Here is a 13,626-nt window from a genome sequence, read left to right as displayed (position 1 = left end):
CCGAATAAGGTGTGCAATGTTCGTTGCGCATAGTACAGGGCCATGGGACGTTTTTTTCTCAAGTCAGTCGATCTCTCATGATCCACGCAGGGACCAACCTGATATAAACCAGTTCCGCAGCTAGCTCAACCATCGTTTGCGTCACGATGACCGCCGCCGCCATCGTCGCCCATTCCTGCGGCAGCGCCAGGGCCAGTGGCATCACTACCAGCGAATTACGCGTGGCCGAACTGAAGATCACGGCTCGTCCCGAACCGACGTCCAAGCGAAAAATTGCCGCGATGAACCGCGAAACGATCGGCATGACGACAGCAAAAGCCACATAGATTGGCACGACGCCAACGATGACCCCGATATCCTCGCGAACTTTGCCGACTTGGGAGGCTACCACCACAAGCAGGGCCAGCGCCATCAGCGGGACCGGCAGCCAGGCCGCTGCCTGAAGCACGGCCTCTCCTTTTTTCCTGCGTTTGCCCCACAGCTGCGTAAGAAGCGCCAACACCATCGGAATAACGATCAAAAACAGAAAGGCTTCGACAAACGGCCCCACTTCCATCACCCGGGCTGCCTCACTACCGACAAACAGCCACAAATACAGCGGCAGCAGCACCATCTGTGCAATAAAAAGCAATGGCGTTGCGGCAAGCACAAGTTTCTCGTTCCCTTTGCCTAACTGGGTGAACACGATGACGTAGTCGATGCAAGGCGTCAACAGCACCAAAAGAACCCCGATCAGCACAGGAGACGATTGAGGGAACAATAGCGTAAGTCCCAGTACAACCACGGGCACCACGACGAAATTCGCCGTTAACAGCGCCCCCATGAAACGAAGGTTGGACCAGGCCTCCCTGACTTGCAAAAAAGGAATTTGCGCAAACATGCTGTATAACAGCACCGCGAGTACCGGGGATACGGCCATTCCAAGCGCAGCTCCCCCCTTTTCACTTCCCAGTCCGATGGCCGCCCCTGCCAGCAGCGCCGCAACGTAAAACCAGCTTTGGTATTTCTCCATCGTTTCACGTCTCATTCCATGCTCTCCCCGCTCCTTCTCCATCCCCTGAGGGACATATTATGTTCCGCCTCCGCGTAACCTTGGACAGAACGCTGCAAACAAATCCGCATCTCGTTCCCTGCTCCGCTATCTGTCACAATTTTCAGATGCGCTTATTTAAACTTTTCCGGAATTGGGTATATTCAAGGTAGGATGACCCGCTGTTCATTCATCTGCTGCATACCAAGGAGGAAATGCCATGTCTCGTAATCTTCCATACAAATGGATCAATGCCATTAGCTTTGCCGCCATGGTTGTCGTGAACTATCTATCCAATGCCCTGCCGATCGGCGGCAGGACCAACAAACAAGTATCCGATATGTATCCCGTCTTGATCACCCCAGCCGGATATGCCTTTTCGATCTGGGCACTCATTTATTTGTTGCTTGCCGGTTTCGTGATCTATGGTTTCCTGCCTTCTTCCCGGAAAAGGGATTCCATCCCCAGCCTGGGTTATTGGTTCCCCGTCAGCTGCGCTCTGAATATTGCTTGGATTTTTGCGTTTCAGAACCTGCAAATCGGGCTGTCCCTGCTGATCATGGTCATGCTGCTCCTGTCCCTGATTGCATTGTATTTACGAACACGCGCCATTACGATACCTACCACGGCCGAGATATGGTTCATTAAACTGCCCTTCAGCATCTATCTGGGCTGGATAAGCGTGGCAACCATCATTAACGTCGCCGTGTTATTGCGCAAAATCGGTTGGGACGGATTCGGGCTCAGCGATTCAACATGGGCAATCATCATGCTTGCCGTGGGCACGTTACTCGCGGTGCTGGTAAGCTTCCCATACAGAGACGGATTCTATCCACTCGTTTTCACCTGGGCCTGCATCGCGATTGCGATCAAACAAAAGGATGTCATTTCCGTCTATTATACGGCAATCGCGGCAGCGATTGTGCTGGCGATTTATGCGGTGTGGCTGTTCCTGGCCAGCAATCAGGACCGGGACTGACATTTTGATCTAGGGACGTATATAAAATAAATTTCATCATAACGATTGACTTAAAAAAAGCCGAGTCCGGTTATCCAACCAAACTTGGCTTTTATGGTTCTGGCCTGTCCAAGAACTATTTCAGGGCAATAACCTCGATCTCGACGAGTGCATCCTTCGGCAGACGGGCTACCTCCACCGCACTGCGTGCCGGATAAGGCTGTTCGAAGAAGCTGCTGTATACTTCGTTTACAGGCACGAAATCGTTCATGTCTTTCAGGAAAACCGTCGTTTTCACCACTTTATCCATGCTTGTGCCCGCCGCTTCCAGAATGGCTTTTACATTGCTCAAAGACAGGCGCGCTTGTTCCTGCACATCTGCTCCAAATTCTCCCGTTTGGGGATTGAGTCCCAATTGGCCGGAAGTGTAAACGAAGCCGCCGGCTTCGATCGCTTGGCTGTATGGTCCGATGGCGCCTGGCGCCTGCTCGGTAGAGATTGGTTTTTTCATGGACATGATCTCCTTTGCTTTCATCCTGTTTTGGTTGATGATTATTATATCACGATCCTGTCCTCGGGCAACTAACGTCCGTTACATAGGACGGCGCATAGCCCAAAGAGGATGACCTTCAGGAATTTTCCAACTTCCACTCGCGGCATACGCGTTGTCAATTCATTTTTTCACAAGTCAACGGCAGGTACAAACGAAAGGTGCTTCCCTCTCCCTCCGCGCTTTCAAGCTGAATAAAACCACCCAGCAATCCGGCCAAATCACGGCTGATGGACAGACCCAGACCTGTGCCGCCGAATTTGCGGCTGATCGAACCGTCCGCCTGCTGAAATGCTTCGAAAATCGATTGGTGCCGTTCCTTCGGGATGCCGATTCCCGTATCCTTAATGGAAAAGACGATCCACCGGCCCGAAAAGCCTTCGCTGCAGGCCTCGCTGCTGATCGTCAGCTTTACGGTCCCCTGATGCGTGAATTTAACCGCATTGGACACCAGGTTGCGCAAAATCTGCTGGATGCGCTGCGGATCGGACCACAACGTCTCGGGGACGCCCGGTTCCTGTTCCATCAGCAGTTGAATGCCCTTCTTCTCCGCAACCAACAGAAAGTGGCTCATCGCATCCTCGGCCAGCTGCTTGACGCCAATCTGCTCAAGCACGATATCCAGCCGTCCTGCCTCCACCTTGGACAAATCCAAAATATCGTTGATCAACGCGAGCAGCTCCTGACCGGACTGGTCGATCATCTCCGCAAATCGGACGATCTCCTCCTTGTCCATCGTGTCCGTGTTTTCACTGATCATTTGCGCAAAATTAATGACGCTGTTCAGCGGCGTCCGCAGCTCATGGGACATGTTGGCCAGAAATTCCGATTTGTACTGCGAAGCCAGCGCAAGCTGCCTCGCACGCTCCTCCAGCACCGCCTGAGCGCGCTGCAGTTCTTCCTTTTGCAAGGATAATAGGCGATTGGTGCTCTGTATGAGCACAATCCGATTCTGTTCATTCTGAAAATCCCGCAGAATAACCGTAAATACAAAGCTGAGCACGACCCCGGCCGGCAGCGTGTAAGGCATGATATGCGAGAAAAAGTACGTTGCCGGGATGACGCCAAACGCGGCAATGTTGAGGCTATTAACCATATTTACGATCAGGATCACAAGCACGGCCTTGATAATCAGCCTATAGTCCGTTCGCCTCATCCAGACATTCAATCCTGCGCACACTGCGCCAAGTATAGTCAAGTTGATCAATCCGGCCAGCGTGGCCTCGTTAATGCCGAAGGTTAACCGAGTCAGTCCGATCCCCAACCCGATCAGGAAAACGCTATAAGGCTGCCTGTACGTCAGCACTGCAACGATCAACGGAACGAAGCGAAGATCGAAAATGACCTCATCGTTCAGTTGGAAGCCAAAAACCATGCTGATCCACCCGGCCAGTATGAGCAGGAACACCGATATCATTTGTTTAAATTTGGGAGAAGTTCGTATGACAACGTATTTATAGAACAGACTAGCAAGATAGGCGAATGTAATCAGCATCCCCATATTCATGACGAACATTTTTGAAAATTCCATTCACTCACTCCCGTTGTCCCAACCATCGCAATGGACGGCCCTTTTGTACCTTCATCATATCACGCTCAGCCAATCTTCGACATTCTGCCCTGGAAAATGTACACAAAAAAACACACAAATCCCGATTCAATTTGTGCGCTTAAAATTGTAAAATATATTATTGTCTATTTATTCGTTGCATCCACTTCCTTGCAGACGTGGACGAAAGGAGAAGCACTGCCGTGCAATCGCTAAAAAGCAAATCCTACTGGCTGTCTTTGAGCCTGATGCTCTCGCTTGTCGTTATGGGACTGTTCTATGATGTCCTCAATTCACCTGATCGCGGATTCGTCGTGTTGCGCTCACCCATCGATCAAGCGATTCCGTTCCTTCCCTTGATGTCCATTCCATACCTGGGATGGTATCCGTTCGTTTTCGGCGTGCTCGCTTATCTCTGTGCCAAAGACCGAGAAGTCTATTACCGGGTGTTGTTGTCCATGAACATCTGTGTTTGGATCTGTTATCTCATTTATTTCAATTTTCAGACGACGGTACACCGCCCCGTGATTACAGGAAGCGGCATCGGCAGTTCCATCGTAAGCTGGCTTTATGACCGGGACGAACCGTTCAACTGCTTTCCCAGCATTCATGCCTTATACTCCTACCTGGTCATGCGGGCGGCATTCTCCGTCCAGGGAATAAAGCGGCAAGTGAAACTGCTCATCGCCAGCGGTTCGGCAGTCATCGTGCTCTCGACCCTGCTGATCAAGCAGCATGTTATCTACGATGCGCTCGGAGCTATCATCTTGGGCGAGCTCATTTTCACACTGGTTACCGGACTATTCCTGCACCGCCGGCGCAGAAAAGAATCCAAATGGACAGAAAGAATCAACTGACCCTTTTGTCCGGCGAACCGTGGAGATGCTGCCTGCGCCTCCATTCATTGATGAACAAACCCGCATAATGGGGGTCCCATTGGGTCCCCTTTCCTTCCTCTAAAATGGCCAATGCCCGTTCATGGCTCATTCCGCTCCGGTACGGGCGGTCCGAGGTCATGGCATCAAATGCATCCGCTACCGCGATAATGCGACCGAATACCGGAATATCCTGACCCGCTTTCCCATCCGGATACCCTTTTCCATCATAACGTTCATGGTGCGAGCGCACTCCCGGCAGAAAATCCGCCATCGCTTCAGCCGGCTCGATTTGCTGCAACAGGTTTTCCCCCAGCACGGGGTGCGTTTTGATAATGTCGAACTCATCGTCGGTCAACTTGCCGTCTTTGTGCAGAACTTCATCCGGAATTCCAATTTTGCCGATGTCGTGCAGCAGGGCAGATTTGTATAAAAGGTCTGACTGCTCCTCGCTCATTCCGCTCAGCTTGCCGATCATGAGGGAATATTCAGCGACACGCATCGAATGTCCGGCCGTGTACTTGTCCCTTGCATCCAGGGCGGCTGCCAGCGTCGTAAAGTAGCTCTGCGTCAGTTGCCGGTTGCGCTCCTGCCTGATTTCGAGCCGGTTAATCATCATGTTGAATCCGGCGATCAGCGCGGAAAATTCATCGCCGTACAAATCCGGCATCCTTCGGCCGAAATCCCCCTCTTGAATGCGGTTCATCTCCTCGGTCAGTTCCTTCACGGGGTCTCGTACATCGCGAATCAGCAGCCAGCTCCCGACCATGGCAACCCCTGCCCCCAGGATGACGATCAGAAGGGCCCATATCAGATATTCCCGGGCAAACTCATGGTCCACGTACTGCAAGCGAATCGAAGTGGCAAAAAAGAACAATAGCAGAGGAAACAGACTGATCATAGCTGTGCTTAACCGGATTTTGCGTTGAAAGGATACCATGATGCGACCGCCAAGCGACGGCTCGAAGCCATGCTGGATCTTTCCCAGCCTTCTTACCTCCAGCAGTAACGGCCTGATGGCCAGCACGGTGAGATAATACTCGGCCAAAGCATGCATCCCGGCAATCAACAGCGCGCAGACCGCTGCAATAGCTACATATTCGGGCGAGAATTGGATCCAGCCCTTAAAGAACATCCACCACGTTAGACCTGCTGCCGGCAGGGCAAAGCCAAACAAATGGGGACCTAGAATGCGATAAGCCGCCTGTTCCGGCAAACGGTGAATTCGCTCATATATTCCGTTCAATTCGGCCCGATCCGTTCGCTTGGCAGCAAAAAAGCGCCTTATCGGGCGAAGTTGACGCTTGAGGGTCAGCCATTCGAACCCTGTCATCGACAGCAGGGAAATCGCTACAATAACGATCAGGTGCATAAGTTGGGCTTTTGGGAATTGCAAGGTGGAAACCATCATGACGGTTCCAATCATGACCAAAGCCGCCACGGAGCCCATCACATAATTCCGCAACAAACGAACTACAAACGAACGGTAAATTTCCACCCTTATCCCTCACTCTCCATTTGCATCACTTCTTCCCCTGTAAATAAGGCGGATCTTGATGACGCTTGTATATGTGTTATCGGCAAATTGGGCGGAAAGAATTAATATTTAGGCCGTGCGCAATCATGAAAAGGATTCAATATATTTGCAAAAAATTACATGATGTGGTATGATAATAAAGTTGGTTTACAACCTCAAATGATTTTCACTCTTCTTTTAACCCCTGAATATTTTCTTCATGCTGCATCCGCAGCGAATATGTATCACTTAACCCATGGAGATTGAAGAACCTGAATTGCACTGACCCGGTATTTGCAGGGTACGCAAGATTTTTCCATTCACACTGGCGCGGTCATCGGAGCCGCAAGGACAAAAGAGAGGCAGGGCTTTTGTTGTTTGGACATCACTTATTCCAGAGAAGACTGAAAACATACACAAAACACCCGGAATTGGGTTCCGGGTGTTTTTCCATGTTATGTGCCCATTAGATGAAAAACGTTTTGGAAATAATGACCAGAAGGATGAACAATACGAGGATGGTGCCCACCGAACTCCAGCCGCCGCCGTACCCGTAGCATCCATAGTTTTGCTGATAATCCTGTTTCATAACAGGACCTTGGTTCGGCTGATATCCATAGCCATACCCCGTTGGCATTCCATAGCCGTAACCGTAACCATAACTGTTAGGGTAACCATGTCCGTACCCATTCGCATCATAACCTGCATTTCCCTGCATATTTCCATAACCTCCCATATTATTAGAGTAAACATGACCTTTCCCGTTCGGTGTTTTCGGTTTATTCACTTCGCTCATCGTTCATTCCTCCTTAGCATTTGCCTACACCCCTAAGCTATGTATCCAGCCCTTTCCCGGACCGGGCTATGGCCCTCTTGGCACAAAATGGGCTTTCGTACCCTGTCTTTGATCCATGCCGCTGTGAAACTTCTGGCCTTTTTTCCTCCCCGAGCTTGTCCGCAAAAGAAAAACTCCGCCGGTTGCCCGGCGGAGTCGATCAAGCTATACCCAGAAAGATTTGGTGATGATGACCAAGAGAATGAACAGGACCAAGATGGCGCCTGTCGATGTCCACGGGTTGCCGTAAGCACCTACAACTCCACTCATGTAAAACCCTCCTTTAACGTGGGGTACGATTCACTATATGCATTTCTCCCCTTCAAGACCGGGCTCATGCCGAAAATGGGCGATTTCTGCCTGAAACAAAAACAAATTGAAACCTTATTCAGCAAGAAGCGTTATAATTTACCTGAGGGGTGCACACCAATGAGGAAAGGAGGCAGAAGCAAAAAAGAAGAAACGGTTTATGTTCAACCGGGACATGGATTCTCTATGAAAGAGATGGAACCTATCTACAAGACGAATCTATCCACATCATTGGCATATCCTCACCAATCCAAAGTCAACAATAACCACAGAAAAAATATCCCAGCCGATGGGAATAGCACTTAGGAGAATATATCAATGAAAAAGATAATTACCGTTCTCGCCCTTGCCGCACTACTCAGCGCTTGCGGGAATGCAGAAAAATCGACAACATCGGAAACAACTCAGCCTCAAACGACAACGACTACCGAAGCAACGGCCAATGAAAGCGCAAAATATACTACATACAGCGGAGAAGGCTTTTCCTTCTCATATCCAGAAGATTGGAAAGAATTTGATACAAGCCAGCTGAACTCGCCTGCCATCAAAGCGGCCTTCTCCGACCCTGCTGCTACCAAGTTTGCGGATAATATCAATTTTACGATTGAAGCCAACGCAAGCGGGGTTGCTGATCCCGAGCAGTTGGCCGCTACGCTTGTTGATTACTATGTTAACAACGGCATAAACGCAGGTATTGAAGGATATCAAAAAACCAGTTACACCGATAAGCCAAATAAAGATTTTAAAGGCGGCGTGTTGCAAGGCACTTATAAAAACGCAGCCGGCGTCGAGGTGGTCATGGTCCAATACATGATTCCCGTGAATGCGGAACTGTATACTGCTACGCTGACCTATGGCAAGGATTCCTACGATGATGCCGGTAAAAAAGAGGTTGAGGATATTTTGAATTCCGTGACCATTTCGCCGGCAACAGCACAAACCACTGGCACGAAGGCCAGCGATGCTGCCGGATCAGATGACGTCGCATTTGAAACGGCGGCTGATTTCTTCAACGAGATCACGCCAATCATCACTGAACAAACTGCGTTCATGGAGCAGCCATCCTACGATTTCTTTGCCCAAAATAGTGACTTGTTCATTCCCGAGACGCCTGATGTTCAGAAAAAAGTTAAAAAACTGGTAGACCCTGCCGTAACGCCGAAACATTTGAATAAAAACATCGCCAACTATTTCGAATCATTCATTCAAATTAGCGGCGAGGTCGTCAGCGTCGAAGAAAATAATTCCTTGGGCGCAACCTTCTCCGTGATTCACATCATGGATGATAACGAGAACAATATCGTTGCAGTCTATCCGAACAGCACCGGTGATCTGTTGGAAGGCGATTATGCCACTGTGATTGGGCCGCCAATCACCAATTTCTCTTTCGCCAACATCAGCGGCGGGTATACGAATGCCACACTGATTGGTGCAGCACTCCTGGAACAAGAATAATTTCTTTCCACAGAAAGAGAACGTTAACGCCATATTCACCAGAATATTCGTAAAACACAAAGAGCGAGCCCCCGATGTTAAAACAACGGGAGGCTCGCTCTTTGACTCTCTATAGGCGTTCGTGCACGTCTAGACCGGACTCATGTCAAAAAAGGACACAGTCATCAAAGAATTTATCGCAAAAATGAAGGACAATAGTACTTCTTTCATAAAAACCTCAGAACATAAATCAAAATGATAATTGAGCCATTAGCATTATAAAAATAATGATATCAACCCGTGTCTATCTTGTCACAATCGGGTATGATTCTCAGATAACACCATATCTTGTTCTAGGAGTGATGATTCAAGTGAAAATGAAAAAGGTGATTGTGGCATTATCGCTGGGGATGTTGATTGGGTCTTCTTCCATGGCTGTAGCCGCAACTTCTCAAAAAATTCAGGCTACTATTGCTAACTTCAAAATCGTGGTCAACGGTCAATCGAGATCCGTTTCCTCTGATCAATTGCTCTATAAAGGGAATACATATGTCCAATTGCGGGAAGCTGCGAAACTGCTTGGTTACGAAGTAAATTATCAAAGTGCCAATCGGTCCATTCAGTTTTCGGCCAAAAGCCAGTCCCAGTCCGAGTGGATCACTCTAATCGACCTGTCCGCTTCTTATGGTTATGAAGTCAAGCTTAAGGGTGATTCTGCAGATGTATATACCGTTTCCAAAGACCTAAAAACGCTATTAACCGTGGATGCCAATGGCCTGAAAGAAAATGAGGAAAAGGTTGTTGCCGATCCTACCGGAAAAACCATTCGCTATAAAAAGCTTCAAGGTTCCCTCGTTCTTAAACGGGCAGATCTAAAAGAAGCGGGCCTCATCCGTTAATGAAGCCACAAAAAGCTTCCGCTGTGTAAGCGCGAAGCTTTTTGTTTGCATTAATTTAGGCCATAACAAGATGCCAGGAATTCGTAATTTAACACAACAGAATTCACGAAAATGCAGGTTTAATTCAATTCTTGCGGACGGGACGGCAGCGCAGTTAGTTTGTCGCGCACCGACTGCAGCTTTTGTTCACTGGATGCACCCGGTTTGTCGCGCCTGTCGTCGATTTTTACGGACGTGGATACCCGCTGCGCTCCCGACAGGAACGGCGCCTCGTGCAGCGCGGCAATCGCCGTGAACACTTCGTCCAGCGGTCCTTCGATAATCGTGCTCATCGAGGTCAGCTGATATGTAATTCCCCGCTGCCTTTCCAATACTTTTTGCATATCCGCTACATAACCGCTCAAGCTGGTGGTTCCGGTTCCGATCGGAATTACAGTTACTTCCGCTATTGCCATTTCGCTAGCCTCCCTCTGACCGTGCAAATCCGCTCGGCCACCCATTTTGTGATCGTTTTTGACTTATTTTATTGTACCAGTTGAATGAACGCCAATTCAAACTGACGTTAAAACGTCACCCTCTTTTGACGAAAATTTTTTTTGGGCAATCCGCAAATCTTCCAGTCCTTTTCCTTTGCGGTATTGAGGCTTCATATGATATACTCGGAATTACGTTTTGGCTTATCGGCCTGTTTACAAACACTATATGTTGGGTTACATTAGGATAGCAGCAACAAAATGTAGTGAAATGTTATAACCCCGCTTCTATGAGTCTACTTCTGCAGGTTCGCGAGAAACAAAAATGGGACTACCTACAAAGACATCTTTGGCAGGTGCGCATTGCTCTCCACGAACAGAGTCGACCTCGAGGCACCGGGGCTGTTTGGACTGCGCAAGTCCATCGGCTTCCATCATATTTTGGCACCAGCACTGTTTACATACGGTGTCCCTGTGTTAACCAGCTTTTTGGAGGCATGAAGAGGACAGCCGGACATCAGAAAGCATTTTCGGCCGTGAGGCAGGGAGAATGCTTTTTGTATGGACATGCACCGTGCACTGCCTTACCCGCAACTTGCTGCCTAAGCATTTGAATAGCCATTGCAGCAGCCATTTTGTCCGCATACGAAACAGCACGAATTAGCAGCTACACCACATCGTAACAACTCAATTCTTAACATAAGAATTTTCCAAAACACTTTGACCGTATGAAAGAGAGGAATATCCATGCCACAAGTTGTGACCAAGCCGAACAATCGTCAGCTGGCCTTTGACGACATGCGCATTTCGGTCTATGCCGACCGCATTCTGCAAGATTTGGAGATGCTCGACAAGGAGCGCCTGGTACGCGGGGTGAACAGCAAGCTTCGCCGCGACGAGGTCACCGGGGACGAAATCAGTTCCGCGTTTATGATGAGCGCCTTGGAGCTCGTCAGCAAAGAGGAACCCAACTGGAAATTCGCCGCAGCGCGTTCCCTGCTCACTTCCCTGTACAAAAAAGCGGCCAACAACCGCCGCTACAAATCCTATCCGGACGAGCCGTACGGTGCTTTCTACCCGTTGATCGTAGATCTGGTGAAAAAGGGCATCTACCGCGAAGAATTGCTCGAATGTTATACCAAAGAGCAGATCGACGAGCTCGCAGACTGCATCGACTACCGCAATGACCTGCTGTTCGACTATATTGGCCTGCTTACGCTGGCAGAACGTTACCTCGCCCATGATTTTGACGGCAAAGTCATGGAACTTCCGCAAGAGCGTTACATGGTCATCGCCATGTACCTGATGCACCAGGAACCAGCCGAGAAACGCATGGACCTGGTCAAAGAAGCGTACTGGGCAATGAGCAACATGTACATGACGGCAGCGACGCCAACGATGTCCAATGCCGGCAAAAAGGTAGCCGGACAGCTCTCCAGCTGCTTCATCGATACCGTGGATGACTCGCTGGAAGGCATCTTCGACTCCAATACCGACGTGGCACGTCTCAGCAAAATGGGCGGCGGCATCGGCGTCTACCTCGGCAAAGTCAGAGCGCGCGGCTCCGACATTCGCGGACACAAAAACACAAGCTCCGGCGTCATCCCATGGATTCGCCAGTTGAACAATACAGCCGTCAGCGTGGATCAGCTCGGTACGCGGAAAGGCGCAATCGCCGTTTATCTGGACGTATTCCACAAAGACATTCTCGCCTTCCTTGACCTGAAGCTGAACAACGGGGACGAGCGTATGCGTGCGCATGACGTATTCCACGGCGTATGTCTGCCTGACTTGTTCATGGAACGTGTCGAGCAGCGTGGCGAGTGGAGCCTGTTCTGCCCGCACGAAGTGAAGAAAGTGATGGGATGGAAAGACGAAAACGGACGCGCACTCGGGTTGGAAGACTTCTACGATGAAACGTTTGGCCAAGGTACATTCCGCGAGAAGTACGAGGAAGCCGTCAACCATCCGTTGCTGTCCCGCATTACGGTACAAGCGATCGACATCATGAAACGTATCATGAAATCCCAGCTTGAAACCGGCACGCCTTACATGTTCTATCGCGATACGGTCAACCGGGCGAACCCGAACCGCGCACACGGCATGGTATACTCTTCCAACCTGTGCACGGAAATCATGCAGAACCAATCGGCAACCGTCGTGGAAAAAGAAGAACTCGTCACGAAGGACGGCCAAACGCGCATCGTCATTTCAAAAGTTCCCGGCGATTTCGTGGTATGCAACCTGAACTCCATCCACTTGGCACGCGCCGTGCCTCATAACGTGTTGGAGCGCCTGATTCCGATCCAGGTTCGCATGCTCGACAACGTGATCGACATCAACAATATCGAAGTGCTGCAAGCCCAATACACGAACAGCCAATATCGTGCCGTGGGCCTTGGAACATTCGGATTGCACCATCTGCTTGCCCTGGAAGGCATCCGTTGGGAGTCCGACGAAGCCGTGACCTACAACGACAACCTGTACGAAAAAATCAACTACCTGCTCGTGAAATCCAGCATGGAGCTGGCCAAGGAAAAAGGACATTATCCGAAATTCAAAGGCTCCGACTGGGAAAGCGGGCAATATTTCGAGCAGCGTGATTACACGACAGGCAACCGCGTCGGCGAATTCGTAACGACGGAGCAATGGAAAGAACTGCAAGCCGAAGTGCAGCGGAACGGCGTGCGCAATGCGTGGATGTTCGCGATCGCGCCGAACGGCTCGACGTCCATCATTGCCGGCTCGACGGCCAGCATCGACCCGCTCTATGAGCTGTTGTCCTACGAAGAGAAAACGACGTACAAAATCGCCAACCCGGCACCGGATCTGTCCGAAAAAACGATCTGGTACTACAAAACGGCGTTCATGGTGGATCAGCATGCTTCGATCAACATGGCCTCGGCCCGCCAGCGCCACGTGGACCAAGGCCAAAGCTTCAACTTGTACGTTCGTCCGGACATCAAAGCAACCGAATTCCTGGACCTGCATCTGCATGCCTGGAAAGCCGGTCTGAAATCAACCTATTACGTCCGCAGCCGCGCATTGACCATCGAAGAATGCGAATCCTGCGCTAGCTGATTAATGAATTATCCCTGAGTTACGATAACCTCCAGGGCACCCTGTTTTCTTTGCAAACCGGCGCTGCCCTGGTTGTTTTTTTGCCCAAAACCGGATCATTGCATCCACCCGGATGTT

General features: G+C 50.0%; 12 protein-coding genes. 5 read left to right on the top strand and 7 right to left on the bottom strand.

The genetic code is table 11. From position 1 onward, the window contains the following. Window positions 1–58 precede the first annotated feature (58 nt). Window positions 59–1,027 (bottom strand): bile acid:sodium symporter, encoded by a 969-nt coding sequence (locus MKY59_RS02675; protein WP_339275850.1) that lies wholly within the window; start codon window positions 1,025–1,027, stop codon window positions 59–61. Window positions 1,028–1,250: 223 nt separating this feature from the next. Between MKY59_RS02675 and MKY59_RS02670 the strand changes: the two genes are divergently transcribed. Continuing rightward, entirely contained in the window at window positions 1,251–2,009 is a 759-nt protein-coding gene (locus tag MKY59_RS02670) for a tryptophan-rich sensory protein (RefSeq protein ID WP_339275849.1), read from the top strand. Window positions 2,010–2,124: 115 nt separating this feature from the next. Here the strand turns inward: MKY59_RS02670 and MKY59_RS02665 are convergent, their stop codons facing one another. Then, window positions 2,125–2,499, bottom strand: a complete 375-nt coding sequence (locus MKY59_RS02665; RefSeq protein WP_236417543.1) for a RidA family protein — start codon at window positions 2,497–2,499, stop codon at window positions 2,125–2,127. A 157-nt stretch (window positions 2,500–2,656) separates the two neighbouring features. Then, window positions 2,657–4,069, bottom strand: coding sequence for an ATP-binding protein (locus tag MKY59_RS02660; RefSeq protein ID WP_339275848.1), 1,413 nt, complete (start codon window positions 4,067–4,069; stop codon window positions 2,657–2,659). Between the two features lie 221 nt (window positions 4,070–4,290). On the opposite strand from MKY59_RS02660, the gene MKY59_RS02655 reads away from it, so the two are divergent. Then, window positions 4,291–4,944, top strand: a complete 654-nt coding sequence (locus tag MKY59_RS02655) for a phosphatase PAP2 family protein (RefSeq protein ID WP_236417545.1) — start codon at window positions 4,291–4,293, stop codon at window positions 4,942–4,944. Here the strand turns inward: MKY59_RS02655 and MKY59_RS02650 are convergent. The 3 genes from MKY59_RS02650 to MKY59_RS02640 form a co-directional block, all read right to left on the bottom strand. Continuing rightward, complete coding sequence (locus MKY59_RS02650; RefSeq protein ID WP_339275846.1) at window positions 4,937–6,460, bottom strand: HD domain-containing phosphohydrolase; 1,524 nt, start codon at window positions 6,458–6,460, stop codon at window positions 4,937–4,939. The genes MKY59_RS02655 and MKY59_RS02650 overlap by 8 nt on opposite strands. A 484-nt stretch (window positions 6,461–6,944) precedes the next feature. Continuing rightward, a complete protein-coding gene (locus MKY59_RS02645) occupies window positions 6,945–7,067 on the bottom strand; it encodes a YjcZ family sporulation protein (protein ID WP_236417769.1) in 123 nt (40 codons plus the stop codon). Between the two features lie 411 nt (window positions 7,068–7,478). Then, window positions 7,479–7,583, bottom strand: coding sequence for a YjcZ family sporulation protein (locus MKY59_RS02640; RefSeq protein ID WP_236417547.1), 105 nt, complete (start codon window positions 7,581–7,583; stop codon window positions 7,479–7,481). A 357-nt stretch (window positions 7,584–7,940) separates the two neighbouring features. On the opposite strand from MKY59_RS02640, the gene MKY59_RS02635 reads away from it, so the two are divergent. Next, window positions 7,941–9,077, top strand: coding sequence for a PsbP-related protein (locus MKY59_RS02635; protein ID WP_339275844.1), 1,137 nt, complete (start codon window positions 7,941–7,943; stop codon window positions 9,075–9,077). A gap of 356 nt (window positions 9,078–9,433) precedes the next feature. Then, window positions 9,434–9,955 (top strand): stalk domain-containing protein, encoded by a 522-nt coding sequence (locus tag MKY59_RS02630; RefSeq protein ID WP_236417771.1) that lies wholly within the window; start codon window positions 9,434–9,436, stop codon window positions 9,953–9,955. Window positions 9,956–10,074: 119 nt separating this feature from the next. On the opposite strand, the gene MKY59_RS02625 is transcribed toward MKY59_RS02630, so the two are convergent. Beyond that, entirely contained in the window at window positions 10,075–10,410 is a 336-nt protein-coding gene (locus MKY59_RS02625) for an MTH1187 family thiamine-binding protein (RefSeq protein ID WP_236417549.1), read from the bottom strand. 765 nt (window positions 10,411–11,175) lie between these two features. On the opposite strand from MKY59_RS02625, the gene MKY59_RS02620 reads away from it, so the two are divergent. Next, entirely contained in the window at window positions 11,176–13,509 is a 2,334-nt protein-coding gene (locus MKY59_RS02620; RefSeq protein ID WP_339275842.1) for a ribonucleoside-diphosphate reductase subunit alpha, read from the top strand. Window positions 13,510–13,626: the final 117 nt, after the last annotated feature.

It is taken from the genome of Paenibacillus sp. FSL W8-0426, from assembly GCF_037969725.1.
Taxonomy (GTDB): Bacteria; Bacillota; Bacilli; order Paenibacillales; family Paenibacillaceae; genus Paenibacillus; species Paenibacillus hubeiensis.
The sequence above is the reverse complement of the archived record's forward strand: the minus strand, read 5'-3'. Positions and strand labels throughout refer to the sequence as shown.